Here is a 26869-nt window from a genome sequence, read left to right as displayed (position 1 = left end):
TTTCTGATGAAATAAGCACCTGTTAAATTTTCATTACAGTTATATGCAGCAGCTCAAAGTCATATCAGAAACAATCTTATCAGTAGCTACCCAACGTGGCGTTGAAAAAAGTACCTGTCCATCCGAAATCGCACGGATGCTTTTTCCTGATGACTGGCGTAAACATATGAAAGAAGTGCTCAATATCGCTATCGATCTCCAAAACCATGGAAAAATAGTAATTACACAAAAAGGCATCCCTATTGATGTGGGGCATATTAAGGGGCCTGTTCGCATTAAGATCGAGAGCACTTAAGTTAAAGTTTTACGATAAACAACAAGCAGGCGAATCGGTTGTACCATTTTTCTAATTTGTGGAGTTTATATTGACTGCATCGTTTCAGCCACCGTTTTTCATTGATGGGATGCTTATCTTCACACATGATTTTGGTTACTTTAGACTTTTGGAGATAATTTAGTAATTATGCCCCCATTTTGCCAAACCCTAGTTACCAATAATAAATGATTTGCCTACAATTGCTTTTCTAATTTCAAAATCTTTTCTTTAATTTCATTTTCCGTTAATTCTGTTTTTATGTTCGATTTTAACAGATTTTCAAGTGCTACAATTTGCGCTTTTATTAATGCTTTTTCAGAATTTACCTTTTCATCAACATTAATACCTGTATGCTCCCAATTCGTTTTTGTGACCTCATTTTTTTCAAACTGATATTGGGATGAACAACTGATATTTTTTGCCAATGAAAAATACTTTTGCAGGATTTGCTGCTCCGTAGGTTTTATCTCCAATTACCTTTGCAATTTTATTTTGCTGTAAATTATAAGCTAATGCTTCAGCGGCAGAAATTGTATTACTGTTTACGATGAGGTATACAGGTTTTTCTAAATACTTTTTTTGCCATTTACTTTTTTCTAATGTGTACTTCTCTTCGGTTTTATTATTATACCTCGTGTAAATCTCACTCAATTTAATTCTTTCATTAAAAAAATAACTTAAAAATAGCCTTACCATTTTGCCATCACCGCCTCGATTGCTCCTTAAATCTATAATCAAAGCATTTGTATTTGAAACAAAATTCATTGTAGCATCTAAAATTTGTTCAGCAGATTTATTTCCTTCGGGAAATCCGGTATATTCAATATAACCAATGTTTCCATCTAATCTCATCACTTTATCAAAACCATAATTCCATTGTTTGTTAATAGCATCGTATTTTTTTAGCAATTCCTTTTCATTAATTACTTTCTTGCTTCTTTACCCGGACGGTATAATACATTGAAATGCAAATCATTTCCGTTTTTTGTTAAATATTTTGAAAGAGATTTTGCAAATTCTGCATCAGAAAGATTGTCAAAAGTTTTAAGATCTATCTCTGATTTTAATTTTTTAGAAAGCTGATCTGCAACATCTTCAAAAATGTAATATTCATTAATTTTATCTGCTATTTCCGATATTTGTTTATTACGTTCTGTAAAATCCTGGGCGTTCGCTTTTAAGTTGAAGCAGATTGCAACGTAGATTAACAATAGATTTTAAATACTTTTTTCATTTCTTAGACTTTACAATTAGTAATTATTTTATTTAATGTGTTTTCGAGTGAATTAATCTCATCCAACGACAAACCATTTAGTGCCGTTGCTCTATTTAGTTTCGCAATTGGGTTTATTAATTCGAGCGTTTTTTTTCCTTTATCGGTTATTTCAAGATTAAATTTCCTTCTATCTTCTTGATGAATGGTTCTATTTAGATAATCTTTTTTGACCATTAATTCTATCATTCTCGTGATGGATGCATTATCCTTAAATACAAGATTTGCCAATTCATTTTGAGAAATTTTGTCATCCTTGTTAAGGATTATTAAGACTAGACATTGATCTATTGTAATATCTTTTACAATTTTTGAGATATTCCTTTGTGATATTTTTCGATACTCCTTAATTGCTTGTTCAATCAAATAAAGTACGGTTGCTGTTGGGTTTTTGTTTATCATATCAATTATGTTGATACAAATATAATTGATATATCAATAAAAACTAATAAACTGATTTTTTTAAGAGTTTTTTGATTATGCACTGATCCTCATCTCGTCTTTGCGTCTTACTAATACGAATGCTAACAACTTATAAATGGATCTAACCATAAAAAGCGCATCTTTCGATAAGCTTTAATCAGTAAAGTCAATCCGCATAAATTCGAACCTTTTTGAGCATTGTGAAGCGATATTAATTTTTGTAAAAGTGGTGAAGAATAAGTTTGTAGGATAGTATAGGAGAAAGAAACTATCATAAGTATCAATTTTATTGTTTCTTAAAAATCTTCTCTCTATGGTTCAGTCCCCCAATCTTTCATAGCGTAAATAATAGGTGTTAAGGTATCGGCATAAGGCTCGAGATGATAAGAAATTTTAACGGGGTAATCTTCAACAATTACCCTTTTAATTAGTTTGTGCTGTTCAAGATCTTTGAGCTCCTTAGCCAATACTTTTGGGGTTAATCCAGGAATACTTTCCTGGATGTCGGTAAATCGGTTGTTACCTACGCCCACCGAAATGATGATTGGTAATTTCCATTTTCCATTAATAACTTCAAGCGTATCCCTTACTGGTTTCACCGTATTGAGACATTCGCAGTAAACTTTTTTCTTTGCCATAAACAATTTAAAATTGCTTTCCTTTGGGAAAGTACTATACAAAGGAAAGTAATATTTCATTAATTTTGTTGCAGTAATTCTAAAAAAAATGTAATTATGAACATAGGAATTATCGGTACCGGTGCAATAGGCGGTACAATTGCAAAAAAAATGACAGCAGCTAGGCACGGGTGAAAGTAAATAATTCGGGTGATGCTGAAAAATTAAATGCCCGTGCAGAAGAATTAGGTGTCGCAAGTGCAACTTTAAATGATGTAGTAAAAGACGTAGATGTGATTATCATATCAGTGCCAACGGTTGCAATTCCAACTTTGCCCAAAGATTTATTTAAAAATATTCCAGCGCATGTAATTGTGGTTGATACATCAAATTACTATCCTTTCCGTGATTCAGATATTGAAGAGATTAGAAACGGAAAAGTGGAAAGTGTTTGGGTATCTGAACAGTTGGGGAGGCCCGTAATCAAGGCTTTCAATAATTTACTGGCAGAAACATTGGCTAACGGAGGAAAAAGACCCGGTGCAAAAGATAGAATACGCAATGGCTATTGCGGGTGATGATACAGCGGCCAAAAAAATAATTTCAGGCTTAATTAATGATGCCGGTTATGATACAGTTGACTCGGGGTGCTTTCTGAATCCTGGAGACATCAGCCAGGAACACCAGCTTACTGTACCGAACTCAATGCAGAAGAATTAAAACAGGCGCTTTCTGATGGAGAAAAAGAAAAAGCACCTTCTTTAAGAGATAAGGCTATCGTTGATCTTTCTTCTTTACCATCATACCCAAATCATCCAGATGTAGTAAAATATAACAGGGAATTGTTTCAAAAAAATCCTAAGTCTGTTTAAGGCAAATCCATTATAGAAAATATCTTCCCATTACGACCTGGGAAAGATCTATTTTAAAAAAACTTTGGAAACTCAATTTAAAAGCGGTCAAAAACGAAATATCTAGGAATGATTTTAATATGTGTTCAGGTATTGGGGACAAGGAGGGGGTAAGAAGTAAAAATGTTCATTATTGCCTACTTTTGTATCAATAGCTTCTTTCTATCCAATATTGAACTTTTCCCGTAGAATTTCCGCCACTTTGCCATCAGGATTTATAGGGTGCACCAGTTTGGGCTTAACCTTTCGGTAAGTGATGGACACCCTTCTTTCCCTATGTTTGATCGCACCGTTTACCTGGTCTTTTTTTCAGGGTGGTATGCCATGGCTCCACTTTTTGCGCGCATCGTCCTGCATAAGGTAAAGGGAGCGTCTGGGTATCTCCACATCGATAACCTCAAGGTTGTTCCCTCTGATAAACCGCATAATACATCCGCTTCCAAGGTTTACCCCGCAGATCTGGTTTTCGTAATAAGCCCTGTCTTTATGATCTTTTATGCCCTCTCCCGGAACATATTCGTTTATGATAACCTGGTCTGGCTCTTCGAGCAGTATTTTTTGTTGCACAATTTCTTTCGATAACTGATAAATCTGCGGTGGGATTTCGATTGGGAAAGGGATCAGGTTGTAAGGTTTCTCCAGTTCGTTGCGGTAGCCGTAATATTGCAACCGCCTTGTATAATCTATAGTCCAGGTCTGGCTGTCAATTTCTGCCATTAATTGATTTTCTCTTGCTTCGTCAATAAAGTCGTGGTATAAAAATAGGCCGGGTACATTCGTTTCCATCTTTGAACAACAACTTTTTGCATGTTTGTGTTCTAAGCATTTGTAATTCCCTTTATTAGCAATAATGTAGTTTAGTCTGGTTCGCAATGCTGACGAAGCTGTTTTGGCCCTTGTGGCCAAATATAGGCTGTTGTTTGTTTTTTCCATCCAAGAGATTTATAAAACCGATCGGCCCCTGGGGCAGCACTAAGATTGACAAAATGATAGTTTTTTAGTTGATCATTTAATGCATTTACTAAGTATTTTCCCAATCCCTGGCCCTGATAGTCTGGATCTACAATGATATCTGCCAGCATTGCATGATACCTCCCATCTCCAACTACACGTCCAAAAGCGATGAGCCGCTCCCGGTCATAAATGAAAATAGTGGTTGTGCTGATTATAAATGCATTTCTGATTTCCTCTGCGATCCGGTGCTTCCAGTTTACCTTTTGGAACAAACTAAGTACTTCTTGCCAGTTAACAGTATCCAGATTGGGATCCAGGAGGTAGGTGTATGCTATTTTCTGTGTTGTTTCACCCATTATAAATCTGTATTGATGTGATATGAAATAATGGAAACCAGAGTGAGTTCAAAAAGGTTTTGACAGGTGGAAAATATTGGGTACCGAAAATTCCTTGGGCACTGCAGACATCTGTTGTTTGAACTACCATTGGATCATACTTGCCGGAGATCTTTTCAATGTCACACATATAATAGTGATGGCCAAGGGTGCCGCTTCATCGACAACTCGGATCAAAAGAATAGGCACTGGTAACAGCGCCTATTCTTAAGGTAAAAATGGAAATATATTGTTCTTCTATTTTGATTTATTTCGTTAACCAAGTGTCTTTTAAAGGATCATCAGACCCGCCAAACTGAGTATCAATCGCCTTTTTAAAGTTCTGTGTATTATAGGCTGATTCTGTGGCCATGTACATCCATCTGCGTGGCAGTACACCGTTGGCTGTTCCAATTCCGGCACCTCCGCTTAACAACGCCGGTATTCCAGTACGGCGATAGTTATAAAAAGCTTCCCAACCAGAGTTGTTAAACATGGCCATGTATTTTTGAGTTAAAATCTGATTTAAACCTATGTTATTATCTCCCGCATAATTTATTTTAGCTAAAAATTCAGAGATATTTACAGTGGCGGTTCCCCAGGCGGAACCTTGCTTTAAACCAGTCGGATTAATTTTTACATCTGTAGATCCAATTGGGAAATTGATAGTGATAACCTGTCCTTCTGTTAAACCATAGTTGGCCAATGACGCATTGATTCCCTTCAAATACCAGCTGCTGGCAGTTTGTCCTGTTACCCATCCTCTATTAACGGCTTCAGCAATGTTGAAACACATTTCTGGATAGCCGATAAAGATAAATGGTTCGGCATTTGCTCCAGTTTGAGAAACGTAATAACGGTTGTAATTTGCAAATGAATACATCCCGTTGTTAGAGTTGTTCAGCAGAACAGATTGGGCAAGGTTAATATCAGAACCTACGTAGGCAGAAAAATCACTCACGGCCTTACCGCCTGTTACCTGTGCAGGGGCAGGGGTGGAAGTAACCAGGATACGCGGATCCTTTGTTAGGGATCCTATTGAAAGATAGGTGCTACCGATATTGGAAAAGTTATTGTAAGAATTATAAAGCAAAGTATAAATTGGATATCTGTTTACCGCATTGTACACATAAACCATGTTGTCGCCATTACCCGTCATGATCGGATACTGCGTTGGGTTATTTACGATAGCCGCAAACTTCTGTAGCACTTGTAGATCTCCATTATCCTGCGCCCTTTTGCTTAAGCTGATCAGGGCGCGCAAAGTATAAGTATTGATCAGTTTTTGCCACTGTAAGTAGGTGAGATTAAAAATATCCCCACCCGCATCAACCTTTTGCGCAGCCAGAGTGGGTGTTGCTGCAATCAGGTTTTTCATTACCGTTGAGGCATTATCCAGCATAGCCAGCGCACTTTTGTAAACATCGTGCTGGCTGTCGTAACCTGGCGTTAAATTGTTCAGGTTTCCTGCCTGTGAAAAAGGAATGTCGCCAACTCTTTGTGTTAACCAGATGCCGGAATATGCTTTGAAAAACTGTGAAAGAGCAAAATAAACATTATTGCTACTGCCGCCAGCTTGTTTAACAGATTGTTGCTCTAAAGTTATAGCATATTTTAGGATATCGTAACTATCACTGGTATTACCGTAATTGTAGTTGTTTTTAAACCGATAGTATTGATAGTTGGACACACTATATTGTGCTCCTACAGACGATAATGCCCAGGGCTGTTCATCGGTACGGATCAAAGTAGAGGTTAAGTTGTTAAGCAAAAGCGATCTTGGAATAATGCCGTCAACACCCGCCACATTAGGATTTGTATCTAATTCTCCTTTTTGACAACCGATTGCCATTAAGCAACTAATGCTTAACAAGACGTGTGCTATATTTTTGAATTTCATAAATGGAAAGATTAAAAAGTTAAATTAATATTGAAGCCATAACGGCGAACTGTTGGGCTTGAAAGGTCACTCCCTGCTTTAGTTCCAACAAGGGTTCTGTCAGAAGCATTGTAACCTGAAGCAAACTGATCCAGATCAATGTCTTTACGCCCCGCAAAGTAAAGCAGGTTGCGGCCTACCAATGAGAAAGTTGCTTTTTTGATAAACGTACGGGCTAAAACTTTTGCTGGCAAACTATATCCCAAAGAGGCTTCCCGTAATTTGGCATAAGAGCGGCTGATGGTATAATTCTCATCGAAATTACCGCCAATACCACTGGAAATATAACTTTGGACAGATACAGGGAAATCGTTCGGCGCAAAGGTCAGATCTTTTAAATTGTCGATCTGCCCATTGGTGAAATGCGGTGTTCCAGATACGATTTTAACTCCTGGGCCTACATAAGATGGCGTTAATGCTTTTGTCCCGTTTGCGGTACTTGTCCATTCTGCCAAACGGGCAGCACCTAAATCACCGGTTGCGGTTTCTATTCCAGTACCACCGTTTAAAGTGTTGTAGTATACAAAATCGTAAATTTTACCTCCGATACGGCCATCAAACTGCACGCTTAGCGAGAAATTCTTATACCTGAAACTGTTTGTGATGCCGAAAGAGAAATCCGGGTTTGCATAACCTAAAAAACCATTGTTGGCTATGCCTCCAGGCGATTGCAACGGTAGGCCACCGGCAGAATTTACGATGTTCCCCTTGTCGTCTCTTACAAATTTAGTCCCATAGATAGCATCCAGTCTATCGCCTACCACATAATTGTGGCCATTCTGCTGCAAAAACTGTTCGTTGCCATAGATTTCTTTTAAGGTTTCCTTATAAGTAGAATAGTTTAGGTTGATATCCCAGTTTAAACCGTCGACACTTTTTAGCGCTGTCCCCATCAATTCTACTTCGAACCCCTTTTTCAGTGTAGTTACCCCATTAATAATACGGTTGGTAGATGTTGTAGCTGTAGAAACTGGTAACTGAAAAATATTCGGTCCGTTGGTGGTCGTGAAATAAGTAGCATTTAAACCTAATCTATTTGCCAAAAATTTTACATCAAAACCCGCCTCTATAGATTCTACGTTGAAAGGCTTTAAATTGGGATTTGCAATTGTATTTGATAAGGTAATAGAAGGCGTACCATTATAGAAGGTGCCTGATGCAACCGGTGAATCATTAACATAAGTTGGTCCATTGTACGGGGTGTAATTTTCTGTACCATAACCTAACAAGCCACCTGCAGCCGGCAATCCGGTAACAGGCCTGCTGTTCCATCCTGTTCCCAATGCGGTAGAGGTTAACGCATTATATGATGAGCTCGATTGTAGTAGAAGTTAATCCGCCCTTTACATCGGCATAAGATCCTCTCACTTTCAGAAACGAGATGAATTTCGGAAGTTTAGTGTAATCAGAAATCACCGAACTCAAGGCTACTGAAGGATAGAAATAGGTATTGCTACCTTTGGGTAAAGTAGACAGGTTATCTACCCGGTTGGTAGTATTGATGTTGAAATAGTTTTTGTAACCAATATCGAATGAGTAAAAGCCGCTATACACCTGCATTTTTGAAGAAAAACTGTAGATATATGGTTTGGCAGATGAATTGTTCAGATTATAAACTCCCGGCAAAGAAAGCCCTTGTGTAGTTCCCCAAGACGAATCATAAGTGAAAGAACGTTGGTTTGCACCCACCAGGGCATTGATATCCCAATCACCAAACTTGTGGCTATAATTTAAAATCAGATCAGTATTGTTTTCCAATAACTTACGGCGGTCTTCTCTGTAATCTCCATACCAGCCAAAGCTATACCAGGGCAAATAAAGGTTTAAGTTTGCAGACGCAGGTACATCTTCGGTATTTATTTGATCGTAGGTGTTTAGCGACTGTCTTAAAGATAAATCGATATCGCTATTAAATTTGTAGGTTGCTTTTAAAGACCCATAGATATCAGTTTTTTGTCTGCCCTTTAACCATTCGTTGGCCATAAACCAGGCATTGTTTAAGCGGCCATATTCTGGCGCATACTGGGTTAATCCAGGTACACCCTGCGGGCCTTTATAGTAATCTTTTAAATCATCGATATCATAATCAGAAGATCAATATACTTTAAACATATATACATAACTATTTGGGCTATATTGTACATCCGGTACATTTGGCGAATATTGCTGGCTTAAGTTAACATCAGCATCCACTCTTAATTTTTTGGTTACCTGATAACCGGCATTGATTTTAAAATTATCGATATTCAACTTAGTATTTGGAAAAATACCTTGTTGAAAAGTATGTCCATAAGAAACTCGGATGTCATATTTATCGCCGCTGGCAGCCAATCCAACACTGTTTGTGCTGACATAGCCATTTTGAACGAACTTATCAAAGTTATCTGCACCCCGGGAAAGCCAGGGTGTTTTTCCCCTTACTCCAGTTACGGGATCGTACGGGCTATCGTATTGTTGTGTCAAAAATCCTGAATCAAATCTTGGTCCCCATTCTGGTAAACGCTGGCCGTTATCGTATAGTTGATTGCCGTATGAGTATTGATAATTACTGCCACGGCCGTATTCTGTTTGGCTTTGTGGCAATACTACAAATCCTTTGTCCAATTCGGTAGTGCTATTAAAATCTATCTGCCAGCCTTCTTTTGCTTTTGTTCCTTTTTTTGTGGTGATAACAAGGGCTCCGTTTATTCCCCTAAATCCGTATAAAGCAGCTGCATTTGGTCCTTTTAGTACCGTGTAGCTTTCAACATCATCGGCATTGAAGTTATAGGTGTCCGAATTTACCGGCTGTCCATCCACTACGTATAACACATCTTTACTGCCACGCAGAACGACGGTCGGAGCGCCAAAAAACTCAGAGCTTGCACCTATCTGCAAACCTGCTACCTTGCCCGATAGTGAATTTAAAGGATTTGCATCCCGGGCAATCGTTAATTCTTCGCCCTTGATCTGTGTTTGGGAGTAGCCGAGTTTTTTAACCTCTTTCTTTATGCCAAACGCAGTTACTACAACTTCAGACAGTAATGCTCCATCAGGGTTTAAAGTGATCAATAGCGGCGTTTGGTTATTGATCAATACTTGTTGAGTACTGTATCCAATATACCTGAAAAGGAGTGATTTTCCAATACTTGCGTTGATAGTGAATCTACCATCCTTGTCAGTGGAAACACCGCTTTTGCTATCCGCAATCATAACGCTTACACCTTGCATGGGTTGTTTAGCCTCATCTAAAACCTGCCCCTTTAATATCACTTGTGCAAACACACTATTACATCCCAATAGGAAGAATAACAGCAACAATTTTCCTGATTTTTTTAAACTCATTTCTCATTTTTTTTCAAAAATAGAATGCGCATGTTAAGTTATTTGTTTAACTATATTAAACTTTGTTTAATAATTATGTCGGAAATGAAACTAGCAGTTATTATTTTAGATTGATTTTGAGACTGAAGTTAATTTTCTTCTTTAAAAAAAAATAAGGTTGAATTGCAACTTATATAGAAGAAAACAATATCGATTGATTTCATAAGGACTCGTACAAGTTTAACTATTTACAGAAACTGGAAGATGTCGCTAGCAGTGATCATGTAGAGCGGAAATTAGAATCAGTATATATTTATCAAAATCTTAACACATTTATAGCTGAGATGCTCGGGTTTCCCATTAATTTTTTGCGCTGATCAATTTGACCGGTAATCATCTGTCCAGATAACCGAATCTTCAGGTATCGCGATAACCTGAATGAACAGTTGGATAATTATAAGTTTCAGTCAAAGTGATTGCTTAGCTATTGTTAATACTGATATTTATGAGTTTTTGAATTAATAACGCAATTGGTTAACAACCAGTATGTTTGAAATTTTCTTATCTTGTGTTTCAATTGGTCTTATGAAAAAATTCATTTTATTAATTTCGCTGCTGGGTTCTTATTTGGTGTCGCCAGCGCAGACGCCGCACCACGTAAATAATTTAAAAATTACTATTCTCAGCACTATGCTGGCCCAAGAGGGTGTTGGCGACTGGGGCTTCGGTGCACTGATCGAATGCGATAGCAGCCGGATACTGTTTGATACTGGTGGTCGTGAATTTGTGGTGCGTGATAATGCCAGGGAGCTTCACATAGACCTGTCAGGAATTCATACTGTTGTGTTAAGCCACGGTCATCCCGACCACACTGCAGGTTGGCTTCCGCTGCGCCAAGGCATCATGAAAATCAACAAAAATGCTTTAGCGCTAACCTATGTTGCCCCAGGGTTTTTTAACCCGGTAATACTTGGCTCAGGTGGGAAATATGATTTAAGAGCAGATTCAGTTGCTTACATAGCCACTGGCGGGAAGATTGAAACGATAAGTACCTGGAAGGAAATTTTACCTGGCATCTATTTAACAGGTAAAGATGTGCCACGCATTTATCCGGAAAAAAATTATCCAGCGATGTTAAAGCGTCAGATACCTTCAGGAGAAGTCGTAAAGGATACGATCCCCGAAGACATGTCAATGGTAATCTCCACTGCCCAAGGCTTGGTACTCCTCACCGGCTGCGGGCATACTGGTACTGTGAACCTGCTTGAAGCGGTTAAAAAGCATTTTCCGGGTCAACGGATTTACGCCGCTATTGGTGGGTTTCATCTTTTGGCCGCAACCGACCAGCAGGTCAACTGGACTGCTAATGCCTTAAAAAATGCCGGCGTCCGATATTTCATGGGTGCCCATTGTACCGGCATCCAGCCGGTACAGCAGATCATGTCGATTGCCGGCCTTAACGCAACGAGTGTATAGTAGGATCTGTCGGCGCTACCTTCGATCCCGCTATTGGTTTTGTTGCAGGACAGCCTGACTATGGGGCTTGACAAAAATTCTTATTTTAAAAAATAAATATTGCTGCATGCAGTTGGAGATTTCGCCAACAGCGATCATAGCATTTCGGAATGCAAACAATCTGTTTGTGCTTGGTGTTAATCGTATATCATTAACCTTTGTTGCAAATTTCCTTATCTGGGTAAATTATATTTTAATTTTAAAATGGATCGCGCTAAAAAAATTCTTCCTTTTGCCAATGGACTTACTCTGGTTATTACGATATTGGTCAATTACCTTTCCAATGCAGGGCTGCTGAATGGTAATAGTATGAAAACGGTCTCTGATAGATATTTCAATTATTTTACGCCTGCAGGATATGCATTTTCAATATGGGGCATTATTTATCTCGGGCTATTGGGTTTTGTTTTTTATACCGGGGTCAATGGTAGAAGGGATCCGGTCAGATCTGATATTTTGTCCAAGATCAGCTGGTGGTTTGTTCTATCCTGTTTGTTAAATTGCTTTTGGGTAGTGTCCTGGTTGTATGATTACACTGGTATTTCGGTTATGATTATGGCCATTCTTCTTTTTTGCCTGCTAAAAATTGTCGTCAATACCCGTATGGAACTGGATGCTCATCCTTTGAAAGAATATCTTTTCGTATACTGGCCTTTTGCAATGTATTCTGGGTGGATTACTGTAGCTTTTATAGCCAATATTTCTGCTTATCTGACCAAGATAGGATGGGAAGGTTGGGGCATTTCTGATGTGAACTGGGCAATTACGATGATCTGCGTAGCTGGCCTTGTTAATGTTATTATGGTTTATACAGAAAACCTGCGCGAATTTGCAGTGGTTGGGATCTGGGCATTACTCGCTATGTCTGTTTCGAATAATACCGATCCTACCGGAAAAAGTATTGTTTATGCCTGTTATGCTGTGAGTTTTATTATCCTTGCATTTGTTGTTCACAGCGGGCTGAAAAACCGAAAACATTTCAATTCAGAAGTATGTAGTAGGTGTTAAATAGGTTTTTAATTTATTGCTTATTCGTCCAAACACTATTGTTATCTTGAACACACAAAATAGTGATTATCTTTTCGCTACAGATATGATCGACATTAGGCCTAACCATTGGATAAAAGGAGAATTTTACAAGGCGTTTAATAAAGTAGAAAAAACAATAAATAATGTCGGGATTGACATTATATTAGGTTTGTAGGTTACTGAAATTTAAGGTTTGTTTATATGATACAGCTATTATTTGGCATTTAATTTGTATATTTGCAGTTCGGTTTGCAAACTGGTTACTCAAAACTGCAAACTAAAAATGGGGCCGTTACTTGGATTTGACGGGGTGGCGAAGGTTATGTTAGCATGCAGTGCGTTGTTCGGAGAGCACTTAAAGTGAACGATCACATTTTAGTTGGCGAAAATACTTACGCCTTAGCTGCTTAGTTTAGAACTAACTAGCTTTTGTCCCTCTAACTGCTGCATTGTTGGGTTAGAATCCGGGGCATCGAAACAACAAAGCTGGCTTTAAGGAGATACGACTTAAAGTGAGATAAAGTATCTAAGGATTTAAATAAGGTCGGTTTTCAGCCCGTTTATTTCCCGAAAATCAATTGAAAAATAAGCATGTAGAAGGTATAATTTATCTCACAACTGGACAAGGGTTCGACTCCCTTCGGCTCCACTGGAATCAGTAACAAAATTCACAAAAAAACAAAAAAAGCCTGCAAATCAACGATTTGCAGGCTTTTTTTGTAAATTCTTTATGGAGTCAGGTGCGCTGAACTTATACTATCACCGCTTTACTTTTATTTAAGGTTTGTTTTTTTAATGCTATTATTCCTGATAAGTGTTTGTTTAAACGCATCCCTCTCCATACCCAACATAAAGATGATTGTAACAAATAATTGGATCTAATATTTGCCATCTAAAACTGTTAACTGAAAATTGCAAACTATACTTGTCTACCCGGATATTGCTGCAAAGCTACTTCCAAACAATCCATCGCAGCATTTAAATCATTAATATTTAATACGTATGCCATACGTACCTCGTTTTTGCCAGAGCCTGGTGTAGAGTAAAACCCTGTAGCAGGTGCCATCATTACCGTTTGGTTATCATGACTAAAATCTTCTAAAATCCACTGACAGAACTTATCCGCATCGTCAATCGGAAATTTAGCCACAACATAAAATGCACCACCCGGATTCGGACAAAATACTCCATCAATATTGTTCAATCTGCCAACCAAAGTATCGCGGCGTAAAGTATATTCAGTATTTACCTTTTCAAAATAACTATCTGGCGTATCTACAGCAGCAGCTCCTGCAATCTGTTCTACCATACCCGGACTCAACCTCGCCTGTGCAAATTTTAAACCTGAGGCAATAACTTCTTTGTTTTTAGTAATTAAACAGCCTAAACGAGCACCACATGCACTGTAACGCTTAGAAACCGTATCCATAATAACAACATTTTCATCCAAACCATCCAAATGCATTGGAGAAATAAATGCTCTGCCATCGTAACAGAATTCACGATAAGCTTCATCTGAGAATAAAAACAGGTCGTATTTTATACAAAGCGTTTTTAAAGCCTCTAATTCTTCTCTTGAGTATAAGTAACCAGTAGGGTTATTGGGGTTACAGATAATTATAGCTTTGGTTTTTTCAGTAATCAGTTTTTCAAACTCAGCAATAGGAGGCAGGGCAAAACCATTTTCGATATACGATAGGATCGGTTTCACCACCACATTGCTCATACATGCAAAACCATTATAGTTGGCGTAAAAAGGTTCTGGAATAATAATTTCATCTCCCTCGTTTACACAGGTTTGCATGGCAATGGTTATCGCTTCAGAACCACCCACGGTTACCAATATATTTTCTGGCGTAATATTATAGCCTAATTTATTGTAGTATTCAGTAAGTTTTAAACGGTAATCAAGAGTACCCTCTGATGGTGTATAGGCCCAAACATTAAAATCAATGTTTTTTATGGCATTTAACATTCCTTCGGGGGTTTCTATATCTGGTTGACCAATGTTTAAATGATAAACCTTTTTACCATCTTTTTTAGCTTGATCTGCAAAGGGAGTTAATTTTCTGATCGGCGATGCAGGCATCTGCACCCCTTTTTGTGAAATTTTTGGCATGGCACAAAAATAAAAAAGTCCCGATGAAAATCGGGACTTTTTAAATATTATCGATTAAAAAATTACTTTGATGCTGCGGCAACAGTTTCACCTTTAATGTAAAGCACTTTTATAGGTGTTTTAGCATTCGAAGTGATGGTTACAGCTTTTGAAAATGTAGATGGACCAGCAGCAGCATTAAATGTTACTGAAATTACACCTGTTTCACCTTTTTTTAATGGTGTAGAAGTATATTTAGGTACAGTACATCCACAGCTTGCTTCAGCTTTGGTAATAATTAATGGCTCTTCGCCAACATTGGTGTATTTAAAATCGTAAGTAACTGGTTTGTTTAAAACAATTTTACCGAAATCGTGCGTTTCAGCTTCAAATTTAAATTCAGCAGGTTTAGCTTGTGCATTTGCAGCAATACCAAAACCTAAAACAAAAGCGAATAATACTAAGATCTTTTTCATGTTATGTGGTTGTAATTTATTTTTAAATTCCTAAAACAAATTTAATGTTTTCAGATTAAAACAAAAACTATTCCAATTATTATTTTGCAAATCGATATATAATTTTACAATCGAGGTTAAAGGCAAACTTTTAATTTTGTATATATTTGCCGCAACCAATCTTTGATTACTATGCCGAATGAAAAATTGATGACCAACCCTATTGATGCTTCTGAATTAAGTTTTGATGATTTTAAATCAATTGTTATAAACGACTATAAAACAGCTTATGAAAGTAGGCAGGCGAGTGTTTTAGGCCGTAGAGAAGTATTGACAGGCAAGGCTAAGTTTGGCATTTTTGGTGATGGTAAAGAGGTTCCGCAGGTTGCCATGGCCAAAGCTTTTAAAAACGGCGATTGGCGTTCGGGTTATTACCGCGATCAAACTTTTGCTTTCGCAACAGGCATTTCCACTATAAAAGAATTTTTTGCACAACTTTATGCAAATCCCACCAATGGGGCCGATCCTTTTTCTGGTGGCAGGCAGATGAACTGTCACTTTGCAACCAAATCAATTAATGAAGATGGGAGTTGGAACGATTTAACACAGATAAAAAACTGTTCATCAGATATTTCGCCAACCGGAGGGCAAATGGCGCGCCTGGTGGGTTTAGCCTATGCATCTAAACTATTCAGGCAAAATAGAGAACTCGACTATTTAAAACATTTTTCTGTTAATGGTAATGAAGTTGCTTTTGGTACCATCGGCAATGCATCTACATCAGAAGGAGTATTTTTTGAAGCCATTAATGCAGCAGGGGTTTTGCAGATTCCGATGGCTATCTCCATTTGGGACGATGCTTATGGAATCTCCGTTCCGGCAAAATACCAAACCACCAAAGAAGATATTTCTGAAGTTTTAAAAGGTTTTCAACGAGAGCCAGAACAACCTGGATACGAAATCTATAAAGTAAAAGGCTGGGATTATCCCGCGTTATGCGAAGTGTATGAAAAAGCAATAAATGTTTGCAGAACCGAACACGTACCGGTTTTAATCCACGTAACCGAACTCACTCAACCTCAAGGGCATTCTACTTCCGGTTCTCATGAGCGTTATAAATCAAAAGATCGTTTATCCTGGGAAACTGAGCATGATTGTATTTTGAAAATGCGTGAATGGATGCTCGATTCTGCAATTGCTACAGAAGAAGAAATAGCAGAAATAGAGAAAGAAGCTAAAATATTTGTTCGTAATGCCCAAAAAGAAGCCTGGAATGAGTTTTTAGATAGCATTAAGCCAGAGCATAAGCAAGTTGTCGACCTGATCAGTGGGGTGGCTAAACATCAGCCCGAGCTGGCGAAAATCGCCGCCAATTTAGCTTCAATTGCTGATGCACAACGCAGAGAGGTTTTTGTTGCTGCACGCAAGGCGATCCGGTTATCAGTTAATAACAGCTCAGCAGAGCGTGATGACTTGTTAAACTGGTACAAAAACCAGGAAAAATTTAATTACGACAGGTACAACTCAAAACTACATACCGATGGTAAGGAAAGTCCTGCAAAAATTGCGGTTGTAGATCCAATTTATGATGACTTGTCTAAAATGGTTGATGGCAGGGAAGTACTTAACGCCTGTTTTAACGAAAATTTTGCCCGAGATCAGCGTTTGGTTGCTTTTGGTGAAGATTTAGGTAATATTGGTGATGTGAATCAAGGTTTTGCGGGTTTACAGGCCAAATATGGCGAATTAAGAATTACCGATACCGGGATTAGAGAAATGACCATTATGGGTCAGGGAATAGGCCTTGCAATGCGTGGTTTAAAACCCATTGCCGAAATACAGTACCTTGATTATTTAATATTTGCATTAAACGTGCTGAGTGATGATTTAGCCTCTCTTTCATACCGTACAAAAGGCATTCAAAAAGCACCAGTTATTGTGCGTACACGTGGCCACCGCTTAGAAGGTATCTGGCATTCGGGCTCGCCAATCAGTATGTTATTGGGTTCATTAAGAGGTTTACACCTTTGTGTACCCAGAAATATGACACAAGCTGCTGGAATTTACAATACCCTTTTTAGGGCTGATGAACCTGCTGTAGTAATCGAATGTTTAAATGGTTACCGTTTAAAAGAAAAATTACCTACAAACGTGGGCGAATTTACTGTTCCTTTAGGTAAAGCCGAAGTTTTGGAAGAAGGAAGTGATATTACCGTAGTTTCCTATGGTTCTTCGTTAAGGATAGTTCAGGAGGCAGCAGAAGAATTAAGTCTTTTAGGTATTTCTGTAGAAATTATAGATCCACAAACCCTTTTACCTTTCGATATAAACCATGTTTGTGTAAGTTCACTTTCAAAAACCAATAAATTACTGATTGTAGATGAAGATGTTCCTGGAGGCGCATCTGCATATATTTTACAAAAGATTTTAGAGGAACAAAAAGGATATTTCCACCTGGATGGGCAGCCAAAAACATTATCGGCAAAAGCACACCGTCCACCGTTCGGTTCTGATGGTGATTATTTTAGTAAACCATCTGTAGATGACGTGATTGAAACCATTTATCAAATGATGCATTATGCGAATCCGGCAAAATACCCTGCAATATTTTAACTTTTGAACTAAATAGCGGTCAATATTATTCCATCTGATTGCTACCTTCGGTTTATTAAAAAATTGTAGTCACATTAAGACGAAAATAATTGTTTTTTATAAATAAGGTAAAAATCCGGTTACTTAGTAATCGAATTTTTATATACTTTTATAAATCATAACATTTTTTTTATCTCAGTATGTTTTATATCATCCCAATTGTGAAACACTGTAATTATTTAGGCTTTTTGCATGCATTTTCCAAGAGTAAAAATGATTAGTTTTTACTGGGAAATGAAGCAGTATTGTGTTAATAAACAGATTAATTACACGCTCCGTATTTTTAAAACCGGTATTGTAATTTCGTTGTTTTTATTGCTTTGCAACGCTGGTTTTGCACAAATGAGCGCACCGCAGAAAAAACTAGACAGCCTTTTAAGTTTAAATCAAAAAAATACAAAATCCGATTCTACCAAGATAAAAATATTGACTGAGGTTTACCGTCAGTACATGAGGATGCGGAATATTGATAAATCTGAAGAATATTTAGATAAGACGATCCAGCTTGCCCATGAAAAGAACCTAAAGAAATTTTCTGCAATAGCCTTTTACCGTAGGGCACTGATGTACCATGGCCGTTCTGATTACCAAAAGGCAGAAGAAAACTATCTTAATGCAGTTGCTGAATTTGCTTCAATAGGTAATCAGGATATGGAAGCCGGAACCTATCTTAACCTTGGAGCGCTTTACGGTAGTATTCCGGATTATGTTAAATCGCTGGATGTAAATCAAAAAGCAATTGCGATTTATGAGAAAATGGGCAATGAAACCGACATGGCCAGTTGTTATACCAATATTTCTACCATATATCAAAATTTGGGCAATCAGAGTCAGGCTTTAGTGTATATGAAAATGGCATTAAAGGTTTTCCTCAAAGATGGTGAAAACACCAGGGGAGTGGCTGTGGTGTATGAATTAATAGGTTCCAACTATTTCGAAGCCTCAGATAAGGAGCTAATGGAAATGAATGTGTTGCCTAAACAGAAGGTTAAATTGGCTTTGGAGCATTATAATAAATCGCTTAAGGTAGCAGAGGCCATTAACGATATCGGTCTTGTGGCTACAGTGAAACGCGATCTTGCTGATATTTACAGCGCTATTGGTGATAATGATGCCGCATTACTTTCTTACCAAAAATCGGTTGAATTAAATAAAACGAGGGATGATAAGGAATCTTATGCTTCAAGTTTATATGCACTGGGTAATTTTTATCAAAAACAAAATGACCTTGATAACGCCTTAATCCTGCTTAAAAACAGTTTAAAAATAGCCGAAGACAATAGGTTTCTGGAAATTGAAAAGCAATCCAGTTTATGCTTAAGTGCTGTTTACGAAAAACAGAAAGATTACAATAAATCGTTGGCTTATTACAAACAGTATATTGTATTAAGGGATAAAATTTTTGACCAGGAAAAAGAAAAAGAAATCACCAGAAGGCAAATGCAGATTGATTTTGGCGTAAAAGAACGCGATTATTTAATGAAGCAAAAACTTACGGAAGGAGAGTTAAAAAGACAACAGCAAGAACTTATTCTGCGTAGGCAACAGTTGGCCTTAAGTGATAAAGAAAACGCCTTAGATTTATTAACGTTCCAAAAAGCAAAGGCCGATCTTGATATTCAGCGTTTGGCACAGGAAGGGAGATTTGCCAATGCTAAATTTCAGGCACAAATTGCGGCAAGTGTAAAAGATAAACAGATTAGCAAACAGGAGCAACAAATTAAATTTGATTGGCGCGTAAAAATATTTTTAACCATTGCCGCTACACTAATTTTAATAATAGCCGTGGTTATATTTTTTAACCAGAGAAAAACAACCAGGTTAAATAAAATTATCAATAACCAAAAACGCGAACTGGAGCAGTTAAGTAAGGTTAAAGACCGTATTTTTAGTGTGGTAAGTCATGATATGCGTACGCCGGTAAATTCCCTGATCTCCTTTATGCAATTGTTGGAAGGTGGTAATATTGAGCAAGAAAAGTTAAACCGTTATGCCGCTTCCCTTAAAAATAACCTCACCTATACCTCTACAATGATGGAGAATCTGCTCAATTGGGCGGCAAGTCAGATGCAGGGTTTCAATCCATATTTAGAGTCGCTTGATATACATTATTTGGTAGCTGAGGTGATTAATTCCTTACAGGATGTGGCCGGTCAGAAGCATTTAAACATCAATAACCTGGTACCCGAGAAAAGCATTTGTAAAGCAGATGAAAATATGCTTAGCCTGGTGCTTCGCAATTTAATAAGCAATGCAATTAAATTTACGCCCAATGGTGGTTTGATTGAAATTACTGCAGCCGGATTGGAAAATTATATGGAGCTAAAAATCTCTGATAATGGCATTGGTTTAACACAGGTGCAGGTAAACCATTTTAATAAACCCGGTTACCTTGGTGCTGGAGTGAGTACTTTGGGTACCAATAAAGAAAAAGGCACCGGTTTAGGTTTACTGCTCTGCCGAACTTTTATCGGTTTAATGGATGGCAAAATCAGTGCTGATGTTAATCCTTCAGGTGGTAGCTACTTTAAAATTATATTGAAGAAATAATTATTTTAAAAACCTGGATAAGATTTTTTTATCGATAGATTTCTCCAGCAATTCCTGACGGTTGGATGCACTGATGGGTACAAGGAAATTGTGCTCTAAATGCACCTCGTGGTTAGTTAACGTAGTAATATGGTTGATGTTGATAATGTACTGCTTGTGTACCCTTGAAAATATTTTGGATGGTAATTGTTTTTCAAGGTTTTTCAAACTAACCAAAATAATATGCTTGTCGGAACTTGTAAATAGTTTAGAAAAATCGCCCATACTTTCAATGTAAATCACTTGATCGTACCTTAATTTGGTAATGCCTTTGGTTTCTCTGAAAAAGAAGTGGTCGCCACCTTCCTCATTGGTAGAATTGTCATCATAGGTTTTTTCTTTTCCTACGAGTTTTTTCAATTCGAGGTATTCAATAGCTTTATTGGTTGCCTTTAATATGCGCTCAAAAGTTGCAGGTTTTACAATGAAATCTAACGCATCAAGATTGAAACTTTCTGCTGCATATTCGCTAAATGAGGTGATAAATATAAATAAAGGCTGTTGCTTAAGGCTTTTTAATAAATCCATACCAGATAGTTCGGGCATATCAATATCAGAGTAAACAATATCAACGCTATTGGTTGATAAAATTTGTGAAGCCTCGATACCATTATTACATACTGCTATAATGTTTAATGATGGGATTTTTTTAAGATGCATTTCAATTGCATCTCTTTCTATTTCGTTATCATCAACGATTAAGCAGCTATAGGTCATTTAGGGATAGGTTATTTTAATTTTAGTGAACAACAAAAAACTATACTTAATGTTTCTAATTTACACTAAAATGTAGATTATAATACATGTCAGGTATCAATTTTTTGATAAAGTTGGTATACACTTTTATTAGCGGTGTTTTTTTTCGCCAGTGTATAATTTTTCGCCGGCTTTTATGGCCAATTGAAGATCGTTCTCTTCTGGTGGCACGGGGCAGCGGTAGCCATCGCTGTAGGCGCAATAAGGATTATAGGCTTTGTTAAAGTCCAATTCAATCTGGTTATCCTTAATATCTTTGGCATCCAGATCAATATATCTGCCACCTCCATAAGTTTCTTTATTATTGGTTTCGTCGGTAAATGGAAGAAAAAGATGGTCTTTATAAATCGGATTGGTTGATAGCGAAACACTTCTATACAATGTCATTTGCATTTTAACACCATTCAAACTGAAATTTACATGTGCAAACCTGAAATAATCGCTACTTGTTCCGTTAAAAGTTGGCATTTTAAACACTTTTTCATTTTTAAGTATTTCTACTTCAGCCAATACCTTATAGGTGCTGTCTGCATCAAAAAAGTGTAGGTTCTGCAGGTCTTTCTTTTTAAGCGGAGAATTGTTATCCTTTATAAAATCTGCCTTGTAAGCTTCGCGGTGCTGTGCAATCTGCTCAGTATAGGTTTGGGCAAAAGTATTTATACTCACCAGCAGAAATAATATGGTAATGATTCTCATGTTTAAATTACACTTGCTTTATTTCTTAAAAACTGATCAGCTAAAACCAGGGCAGCCATCGCTTCTACAATTACCACAGCTCTGGGAACCACACATGGATCGTGCCTGCCTTTGCCTTTAATTTCTGAAGCTTCACCAGCGGCATTAATGGTTTGCTGGTTGTGCATTATGGTTGCAACAGGTTTAAAAGCTACTTTAAAAGTAATATCCATTCCGTTAGAAATGCCACCCAAAATACCACCGGCATAATTGGTAGTGGTTTTAAATACTTTAACATCTGCATTCTTTGGTTGTGGAATATCATTGTGTTGCGATCCTCTTAATTCGCTTCCTGCAAAACCAGAGCCATATTCAAAGCCATGTACGGCATTAATACTCAGCATTGCCTTGCCCAAATCGGCATGTAATTTATCAAAAACAGGCTCTCCTAAACCGGCGGGACAACCCTTTATAACACAACCGATTTTTCCGCCAACGGTATCTCCATCTTTACGAACTGAATCAATAAACTCAATCATTTCGTGTGCCGTTGCAGGATCAGCGCAGCGCACAATATTTTCTTCCCTGATTTGAAGTAGCGCAGCTAAATCATTGCTTTCTAAATTTGGTGCTTCGATAGTACCTACCGAAGTAACGTGAGCAAAAATTTCGATACCCTGCTGTTTTAAAAACAATTTGGCAATTGCCCCTGCAGCTACACGGGCAGCTGTTTCACGGGCAGAAGAACGGCCTCCACCACGGTGATCACGAATACCATATTTTGCATCATAAACATAATCGGCATGGCTCGGACGGTAAACATCAACATTGTGGCCATAATCTTTTGAGCGTTGATCTTCGTTCGGAATTAAAAGTGCAATCGGTGTACCTGTACTTTTTCCTTCAAAAATGCCCGACAAAATCTGAACGGTATCGCTTTCTTTCCTTTGTGTGGTTATTTTGGATTGACCCGGTTTACGTTTATCCAGTTCTGACTGGATAAAATCCATATCAATATCCAATTGCGCCGGACAGCCGTCAATAATTACTCCAATTGCTACGCCATGAGATTCGCCAAAGGTGGTGATGCGAAATAGTTGCCCGAATGAATTGCCTGCCATATTATTTAGATGTTAGATTTGAGATAATAGATTTGAGATTTACACCTCAAGCCCTACTCAAATCTAGTTAGCTTATTGTTTATTTGTCTTAATTTAATCTAGTGTTCAACCCTGGTATAGATTCTCTCAAATCTCAAATCTCATATCTCTTTCACATCAAATCCTGCTTTTTTCAAATCTTCCCAATAATATGGATAAGATTTTTCTACTACCTGCATTTCTTCAATTTCAACTTCGTTAATTAATAGTGCAAGTGGTGCAAAAGCCATCGCCATACGGTGGTCTTCGTAGGTGGCAAAGGTAACTTTATCAGGAAAATGAAGATTTTCGGTATTTAAAGTATATATCAGATTTTCTTCTGTAAAAGTAACCCCAATTTTAGCCAATTCGTTCTGAAGGGCGGCAACACGGTCTGTTTCTTTAATTTTTAAGGTTTCTAAGCCTGTAAAAGCCATATTTTTACCTAAAGCAGCCGCAATAACCACAATAGTTTGTGCTAAATCAGGGCAGGTTTTTAAGTCTAAAACTTCTATTGTATCTAAAGTAAGGCCTAAATTGCTAATGGCTATTCCTTTATCGGTTTTGCTGGTAGCGATGCCAAAAATCTTCATAATATTTTTGATCTGGCTATCGCCCTGCAAACTTTTCTCTTTTAATGCAGGTAAACTAATTTCTGCCTCATCAGCCAGTGCTGCAATGCTATACCAATAAGATGCTGCACTCCAATCAGGTTCAACAACCAGGGTGCCAGGTTTAAAAGCCTGTGGTTTAATGGTAATCGAATTTCCGTTCCAGGCATATTCAATCCCAACTTCGGCAAGCATATCCAAAGTCATATCTACATAAGGCTTGGAAGTAAGTTCGCCTTCAATCTCTAAAGTTAATCCCTGGGGCAGGATAGGGGCAATCATCAGCAAAGCTGAAATATATTGACTGCTGATATCGCCTTTGATTTTAACTTCGGCTGTTTTTTGGTTTAAAGGGCCAACAATGTTTAACGGTGGAAAACCATCTGCTTCCGCATAGGATATGTCAGCTCCGATTGTTCTCAATGCTTCGGCCAAAATCCCGATTGGGCGTTGTTTCATCCGTTCGGTTCCTGTTAAAAGGAAATTGCCATTTTTGGCGGAAAGATAAGCCGATAAGAAGCGCATGGCAGTACCGGCAGGGCCAACATCAACCAGTTCAGAGTTTGCAGTTTTCAGTTTAACTTCTGCTCCTGTATCACTAGTTTCAACACCCAACTTGTTTAAGATACCGTTTAATGTTACCGTATCGGCAGCATTGGAAAGATTTTCTACTTTAACCAGTTTTTTACTTAAAGCGCTAATAATTAAAGCCCTGTTGCATTCGCTTTTAGAACCTGTTAATTGGATTTCCGTATCAATATTCTTGGTTCCTTTAAAAGAAACTAAGGCGTTTTTCGACATTTTTATTCTGTTTTATTCTTAAATGTAGTGTCAGAGGTTTTCATCTGACACTACATTATATTGTTTAATATCAAATTGAGTTAATCGAAAACTACCGTAAGGTATTCAACATGCTCAAAATGACATCACTGATAAACTTAGCTTTAAGCTTTAGTCTTTCAGCTTTTAACCTCATCTATGCTTTAACCTCAGTATGTTGCTCAGCAGCAATACCTTGTTCAGCTTTGCCAGCATTCATAATTTCAGTTTGCTTACGGATTGATTCACCGTGCATCAATTCTAAGAATTTCTCAGTAAAGTTTAAGTCTAATTTTAAAGCTTTTGCAAAAGCGTGACCTTTTTTAATGATGGCATCCCAACGGTTAACCTGTAAAATAGTTACCTGGTTATCACGTTTGAATTCGCCGATTTTCTCAACGATAGCCATACGCTCACCTAATTTCTGTAATAAAATATCATCAATTTTATCGATTGATTTACGTAAGTCAGCTAATTTATCAGCAAAAGCTTCGTTTGGTGCTTCTGGTTCACGAACGGTTAAACGATCAACCAATTCAGCTAAAGCAGCAGGGGTAACTTGTTGTTTAGCATCTGTCCAGGCCACTGAAGGATCTACGTGAGATTCGATCATTAAACCTTGCATATCTAAATCCAATGCTTTTTGAGAAATGTAAGGGATTAACTCACGGTTACCGCAAATGTGGCTTGGATCGTTAATGATTGGTAACTCAGGGCAAAGTGTTTTTAATTGGATAGCCAGTTCCCACATTGGTTCGTTACGGAAAGAACTTTTCTCGAATGATGAGAAACCGCGGTGAATAGCACCAATTTTAGTAATTCCTGCGCCATTGATACGCTCAATTGCACCGATCCATAACTGTAAATCTGGGTTAACTGGGTTTTTGATCAATACCGGAACATCATGGCCTTTTAAAGCATCAGCAATTTCCTGAACGGTGAAGGGGTTTACAGTAGAACGTGCACCAATCCAAAGGATATCTACACCAGCTGCTAAAGCCTCTTCAACGTGTTTTGCATTTGCAACCTCTACAGCCGTTGGTAAACCAGTTTCTGCTTTTGCACGTTTTAACCACTCTAAACCGATACTTCCGATACCTTCAAATTCTCCCGGACGGGTACGTGGTTTCCAGATACCAGCTCTCAATACCGATACTTTACCAGTAGCAGCCAATAAATGTGCTGTAGTTAATAATTGTTCTTCAGTTTCTGCACTACAAGGACCAGAAATGATTAATGGTTCGTTGTTTACGTTTAACCATGTGTTTAATGGTTGGATGTTTAAATTAAGTTTCATGATGATGGTTTTGTTTAAATCCGTATTCCTTAAGCGGATGTCTGGAATTATATTTTAATTATTTTATATTATGAATTGGATGTTCTGCTATTTTGTTCGGGCTCCCGATTATTATACTTTATCATTCTTTTGGTATTCGCCAAGTATATTGAAGTTTGAAGTATATTTTAATGCTTTTCTAATTGCTTTATCATACTTCTCTGTACTTGGCCACTCTAAATCAACATAAAAGTAATATTCGTTTCTTTTACCCAATACCGGCATAGATTGTATTTTTGTTAAGCTTACATCCTGTTCGGCAAAGATGTTTAAAACGGTAGCCAGTGAGCCTGCTTTGTGGCCAACCTGAAAACAGATTGATGCTTTGTTTATTTTCTTTCCTTCGTCTGTTTTATCTTTTTTAAGGATCAGAAAACGGGTGTAATTTTTCTTATTCGATTCTACCCGGCGTTCCAGAATGTTTAATCCGTATAGTTCTGATGCTAAGCTGTTTGCGATGGCCATTGTATCCGTTAATTTTTCATCCTGGATACGTTTTGCGCAGGCAGCAGTATCATTGCTCTCTACAATTTTAATGTGCGGGTAATCGTAAAAGAAATCGATGCATTGGCGGATGGCGATCGGGTGGGAGGTAACCACTTTGATGTCTTCAAATTTTACACCCGGTAGTGCCATTAAGTGCAATTGAATAGGAAGGTAAACTTCGCCTACAACTGAAAATCCATAATCGCGGATTAAAGTGTAATTGGGTAATAAACTGCCTGCTATGGAGTTTTCTATAGCCATTACCACAAAGTCGGCTTCATTTTTCTCAAGCTTGTCGCAGGTTTCTTTAAAAGAATTACACTCAACAGTTTCGATGTTTTTACCAAAGAATTTGTAAGCGGCTTCTTCGTGGAAAGATGCTTTAATACCCTGAATTGCTACTCGTTTTGTCGTTTCCATTTTTGCGTTAAAACAAAAAAGTCCCGGCTGTTTGCCGGGACTTTTTTATACATTTTAATATTGTTATATATCTTTTTGCATATTAGCCCCGGCTCTCACTAAAATAGTAAAAGTAACCAAAGTAATATGTGTTAAAATTTTTCATTCTTTTTTTTGTTGAGCCAAATGTATGGAACAAA

26 protein-coding genes and 1 other RNA gene are annotated in these 26869 nt (G+C 37.7%); 8 read left to right on the top strand and 19 right to left on the bottom strand.

Annotated elements, in window-relative coordinates:
- The first annotated feature begins 43 nt into the window (after positions 1-43).
- Positions 44-295, top strand: coding sequence for a DUF3253 domain-containing protein (locus AC0IWE_RS04600; RefSeq protein WP_471792119.1), 252 nt, complete (start codon positions 44-46; stop codon positions 293-295).
- A 215-nt stretch (positions 296-510) separates the two neighbouring features.
- On the opposite strand, the gene AC0IWE_RS04595 is transcribed toward AC0IWE_RS04600, so the two are convergent.
- From AC0IWE_RS04595 to AC0IWE_RS04575, 5 genes are all read right to left on the bottom strand, one after another.
- The gene (locus AC0IWE_RS04595; protein WP_471792118.1) at positions 511-741 is read right to left on the bottom strand and encodes a hypothetical protein; all 231 of its coding nucleotides are present in this window, start codon (positions 739-741) and stop codon (positions 511-513) included.
- Entirely contained in the window at positions 701-1225 is a 525-nt protein-coding gene (locus AC0IWE_RS04590; RefSeq protein ID WP_471792117.1) for a S41 family peptidase, read from the bottom strand. The genes AC0IWE_RS04595 and AC0IWE_RS04590 overlap by 41 nt, the downstream gene beginning before the upstream one ends.
- A 14-nt stretch (positions 1226-1239) precedes the next feature.
- A complete protein-coding gene (locus AC0IWE_RS04585) occupies positions 1240-1527 on the bottom strand; it encodes a hypothetical protein (RefSeq protein ID WP_471792116.1) in 288 nt (95 codons plus the stop codon).
- Between the two features lie 26 nt (positions 1528-1553).
- A complete protein-coding gene (locus AC0IWE_RS04580) occupies positions 1554-1991 on the bottom strand; it encodes a MarR family winged helix-turn-helix transcriptional regulator (RefSeq protein ID WP_471792115.1) in 438 nt (145 codons plus the stop codon).
- A 332-nt stretch (positions 1992-2323) separates the two neighbouring features.
- Positions 2324-2710 carry a winged helix-turn-helix transcriptional regulator gene (locus AC0IWE_RS04575; protein ID WP_471792114.1) on the bottom strand — a complete coding sequence of 129 codons (387 nt, stop codon included), beginning with the start codon at positions 2708-2710 and terminating at the stop codon, positions 2324-2326.
- Between the two features lie 110 nt (positions 2711-2820).
- Between AC0IWE_RS04575 and AC0IWE_RS04570 the strand changes: the two genes are divergently transcribed.
- Together AC0IWE_RS04570 and AC0IWE_RS04565 are read left to right on the top strand one after the other, a co-directional pair.
- Entirely contained in the window at positions 2821-3207 is a 387-nt protein-coding gene (locus AC0IWE_RS04570; protein WP_471792113.1) for an NADPH-dependent F420 reductase, read from the top strand.
- Between the two features lie 69 nt (positions 3208-3276).
- Positions 3277-3501, top strand: a complete 225-nt coding sequence (locus AC0IWE_RS04565) for a hypothetical protein (RefSeq protein ID WP_471792112.1) — start codon at positions 3277-3279, stop codon at positions 3499-3501.
- A gap of 348 nt (positions 3502-3849) precedes the next feature.
- Here AC0IWE_RS04565 and AC0IWE_RS04560 read toward each other — a convergent pair whose 3' ends face one another.
- From AC0IWE_RS04560 to AC0IWE_RS04535, 6 genes are all read right to left on the bottom strand, one after another.
- Positions 3850-4326: an alpha-ketoglutarate-dependent dioxygenase AlkB gene (locus AC0IWE_RS04560; protein WP_471792111.1), complete on the bottom strand. Its 477-nt coding sequence runs from the start codon at positions 4324-4326 to the stop codon at positions 3850-3852.
- A 71-nt stretch (positions 4327-4397) separates the two neighbouring features.
- A complete protein-coding gene (locus AC0IWE_RS04555; protein WP_471792110.1) occupies positions 4398-4850 on the bottom strand; it encodes a GNAT family N-acetyltransferase in 453 nt (150 codons plus the stop codon).
- Positions 4851-5136: 286 nt separating this feature from the next.
- Complete coding sequence (locus AC0IWE_RS04550; RefSeq protein WP_471792109.1) at positions 5137-6768, bottom strand: SusD/RagB family nutrient-binding outer membrane lipoprotein; 1632 nt, start codon at positions 6766-6768, stop codon at positions 5137-5139.
- A gap of 11 nt (positions 6769-6779) precedes the next feature.
- Positions 6780-8090: a SusC/RagA family TonB-linked outer membrane protein gene (locus AC0IWE_RS04545; protein ID WP_471792108.1), complete on the bottom strand. Its 1311-nt coding sequence runs from the start codon at positions 8088-8090 to the stop codon at positions 6780-6782.
- Between the two features lie 19 nt (positions 8091-8109).
- On the bottom strand, positions 8110-8790 hold the full coding sequence (locus tag AC0IWE_RS04540) for a hypothetical protein (protein WP_471792107.1): 681 nt from the start codon (positions 8788-8790) through the stop codon (positions 8110-8112).
- A gap of 111 nt (positions 8791-8901) precedes the next feature.
- On the bottom strand, positions 8902-10131 hold the full coding sequence (locus AC0IWE_RS04535; RefSeq protein ID WP_471792106.1) for a carboxypeptidase-like regulatory domain-containing protein: 1230 nt from the start codon (positions 10129-10131) through the stop codon (positions 8902-8904).
- A 525-nt stretch (positions 10132-10656) separates the two neighbouring features.
- Here AC0IWE_RS04535 and AC0IWE_RS04530 point away from each other — a divergent pair.
- The 3 genes from AC0IWE_RS04530 to ssrA all read left to right on the top strand — a co-directional run bounded on the left by AC0IWE_RS04530 (position 10657) and on the right by ssrA (position 13306).
- Positions 10657-11586, top strand: coding sequence for an MBL fold metallo-hydrolase (locus tag AC0IWE_RS04530; protein ID WP_471792105.1), 930 nt, complete (start codon positions 10657-10659; stop codon positions 11584-11586).
- Between the two features lie 243 nt (positions 11587-11829).
- Positions 11830-12633 (top strand): hypothetical protein, encoded by an 804-nt coding sequence (locus tag AC0IWE_RS04525; RefSeq protein ID WP_471792104.1) that lies wholly within the window; start codon positions 11830-11832, stop codon positions 12631-12633.
- 306 nt (positions 12634-12939) lie between these two features.
- Positions 12940-13306, top strand: a transfer-messenger RNA (tmRNA) gene (ssrA, locus tag AC0IWE_RS04520).
- A gap of 267 nt (positions 13307-13573) precedes the next feature.
- On the opposite strand, the gene AC0IWE_RS04515 is transcribed toward ssrA, so the two are convergent.
- Together AC0IWE_RS04515 and AC0IWE_RS04510 are read right to left on the bottom strand one after the other, a co-directional pair.
- Positions 13574-14773: a pyridoxal phosphate-dependent aminotransferase gene (locus AC0IWE_RS04515; protein ID WP_471792103.1), complete on the bottom strand. Its 1200-nt coding sequence runs from the start codon at positions 14771-14773 to the stop codon at positions 13574-13576.
- A 62-nt stretch (positions 14774-14835) separates the two neighbouring features.
- Complete coding sequence (locus AC0IWE_RS04510; protein ID WP_055907329.1) at positions 14836-15228, bottom strand: DUF1573 domain-containing protein; 393 nt, start codon at positions 15226-15228, stop codon at positions 14836-14838.
- Between the two features lie 171 nt (positions 15229-15399).
- On the opposite strand from AC0IWE_RS04510, the gene AC0IWE_RS04505 reads away from it, so the two are divergent.
- Both AC0IWE_RS04505 and AC0IWE_RS04500 read left to right on the top strand, forming a co-directional pair.
- The gene (locus tag AC0IWE_RS04505; protein WP_471792102.1) at positions 15400-17820 is read left to right on the top strand and encodes an alpha-ketoacid dehydrogenase subunit alpha/beta; all 2421 of its coding nucleotides are present in this window, start codon (positions 15400-15402) and stop codon (positions 17818-17820) included.
- Positions 17821-18072: 252 nt separating this feature from the next.
- A complete protein-coding gene (locus AC0IWE_RS04500; RefSeq protein WP_471792101.1) occupies positions 18073-20409 on the top strand; it encodes a tetratricopeptide repeat-containing sensor histidine kinase in 2337 nt (778 codons plus the stop codon).
- Here the strand turns inward: AC0IWE_RS04500 and AC0IWE_RS04495 are convergent, their stop codons facing one another.
- The 6 genes from AC0IWE_RS04495 to AC0IWE_RS04470 all read right to left on the bottom strand — a co-directional run bounded on the left by AC0IWE_RS04495 (position 20410) and on the right by AC0IWE_RS04470 (position 26690).
- A complete protein-coding gene (locus AC0IWE_RS04495) occupies positions 20410-21165 on the bottom strand; it encodes a LytR/AlgR family response regulator transcription factor (RefSeq protein ID WP_471792100.1) in 756 nt (251 codons plus the stop codon). It lies immediately after the preceding gene.
- A gap of 129 nt (positions 21166-21294) precedes the next feature.
- Positions 21295-21900, bottom strand: a complete 606-nt coding sequence (locus AC0IWE_RS04490; protein WP_471792099.1) for a DUF1684 domain-containing protein — start codon at positions 21898-21900, stop codon at positions 21295-21297.
- Positions 21901-21902: 2 nt separating this feature from the next.
- Complete coding sequence (gene aroC, locus AC0IWE_RS04485; RefSeq protein ID WP_471792098.1) at positions 21903-23000, bottom strand: chorismate synthase; 1098 nt, start codon at positions 22998-23000, stop codon at positions 21903-21905.
- Positions 23001-23140: 140 nt separating this feature from the next.
- Positions 23141-24430 (bottom strand): 3-phosphoshikimate 1-carboxyvinyltransferase, encoded by a 1290-nt coding sequence (gene aroA / locus AC0IWE_RS04480; RefSeq protein ID WP_471792097.1) that lies wholly within the window; start codon positions 24428-24430, stop codon positions 23141-23143.
- Between the two features lie 175 nt (positions 24431-24605).
- Positions 24606-25745: a chorismate mutase gene (locus tag AC0IWE_RS04475; RefSeq protein ID WP_057934078.1), complete on the bottom strand. Its 1140-nt coding sequence runs from the start codon at positions 25743-25745 to the stop codon at positions 24606-24608.
- A gap of 111 nt (positions 25746-25856) precedes the next feature.
- The gene (locus AC0IWE_RS04470) at positions 25857-26690 is read right to left on the bottom strand and encodes a prephenate dehydratase (RefSeq protein ID WP_463495922.1); all 834 of its coding nucleotides are present in this window, start codon (positions 26688-26690) and stop codon (positions 25857-25859) included.
- Positions 26691-26869: the final 179 nt, after the last annotated feature.

This window comes from Pedobacter sp. AC402, from assembly GCF_979252805.1.
Note: the sequence above shows the minus strand (reverse complement) of the source record. Positions and strands in the feature narration are given on the sequence as shown.

What these genes read in the sequence shown, in the direction of transcription:
- AC0IWE_RS04600 (WP_471792119.1), top strand. Translation starts at nt 44, where the DNA reads ATGCAGCAGCTCAAAGTCATATCAGAAACAATCTTATCAGTAGCTACC.
- AC0IWE_RS04580 (WP_471792115.1), bottom strand. Translation starts at nt 1,991, where the DNA reads ATGATAAACAAAAACCCAACAGCAACCGTACTTTATTTGATTGAACAA.
- AC0IWE_RS04575 (WP_471792114.1), bottom strand. Translation starts at nt 2,710, where the DNA reads ATGAAATATTACTTTCCTTTGTATAGTACTTTCCCAAAGGAAAGCAAT.
- AC0IWE_RS04560 (WP_471792111.1), bottom strand. Translation starts at nt 4,326, where the DNA reads ATGGAAACGAATGTACCCGGCCTATTTTTATACCACGACTTTATTGAC.
- AC0IWE_RS04555 (WP_471792110.1), bottom strand. Translation starts at nt 4,850, where the DNA reads ATGGGTGAAACAACACAGAAAATAGCATACACCTACCTCCTGGATCCC.
- AC0IWE_RS04550 (WP_471792109.1), bottom strand. Translation starts at nt 6,768, where the DNA reads ATGAAATTCAAAAATATAGCACACGTCTTGTTAAGCATTAGTTGCTTA.
- AC0IWE_RS04540 (WP_471792107.1), bottom strand. Translation starts at nt 8,790, where the DNA reads ATGGCCAACGAATGGTTAAAGGGCAGACAAAAAACTGATATCTATGGG.
- AC0IWE_RS04535 (WP_471792106.1), bottom strand. Translation starts at nt 10,131, where the DNA reads ATGAGTTTAAAAAAATCAGGAAAATTGTTGCTGTTATTCTTCCTATTG.
- AC0IWE_RS04530 (WP_471792105.1), top strand. Translation starts at nt 10,657, where the DNA reads ATGTTTGAAATTTTCTTATCTTGTGTTTCAATTGGTCTTATGAAAAAA.
- AC0IWE_RS04525 (WP_471792104.1), top strand. Translation starts at nt 11,830, where the DNA reads ATGGATCGCGCTAAAAAAATTCTTCCTTTTGCCAATGGACTTACTCTG.
- AC0IWE_RS04515 (WP_471792103.1), bottom strand. Translation starts at nt 14,773, where the DNA reads ATGCCAAAAATTTCACAAAAAGGGGTGCAGATGCCTGCATCGCCGATC.
- AC0IWE_RS04510 (WP_055907329.1), bottom strand. Translation starts at nt 15,228, where the DNA reads ATGAAAAAGATCTTAGTATTATTCGCTTTTGTTTTAGGTTTTGGTATT.
- AC0IWE_RS04505 (WP_471792102.1), top strand. Translation starts at nt 15,400, where the DNA reads ATGCCGAATGAAAAATTGATGACCAACCCTATTGATGCTTCTGAATTA.
- AC0IWE_RS04500 (WP_471792101.1), top strand. Translation starts at nt 18,073, where the DNA reads ATGATTAGTTTTTACTGGGAAATGAAGCAGTATTGTGTTAATAAACAG.
- AC0IWE_RS04495 (WP_471792100.1), bottom strand. Translation starts at nt 21,165, where the DNA reads ATGACCTATAGCTGCTTAATCGTTGATGATAACGAAATAGAAAGAGAT.
- AC0IWE_RS04490 (WP_471792099.1), bottom strand. Translation starts at nt 21,900, where the DNA reads ATGAGAATCATTACCATATTATTTCTGCTGGTGAGTATAAATACTTTT.
- aroC (WP_471792098.1), bottom strand. Translation starts at nt 23,000, where the DNA reads ATGGCAGGCAATTCATTCGGGCAACTATTTCGCATCACCACCTTTGGC.
- aroA (WP_471792097.1), bottom strand. Translation starts at nt 24,430, where the DNA reads ATGTCGAAAAACGCCTTAGTTTCTTTTAAAGGAACCAAGAATATTGAT.
- AC0IWE_RS04475 (WP_057934078.1), bottom strand. Translation starts at nt 25,745, where the DNA reads ATGAAACTTAATTTAAACATCCAACCATTAAACACATGGTTAAACGTA.
- AC0IWE_RS04470 (WP_463495922.1), bottom strand. Translation starts at nt 26,690, where the DNA reads ATGGAAACGACAAAACGAGTAGCAATTCAGGGTATTAAAGCATCTTTC.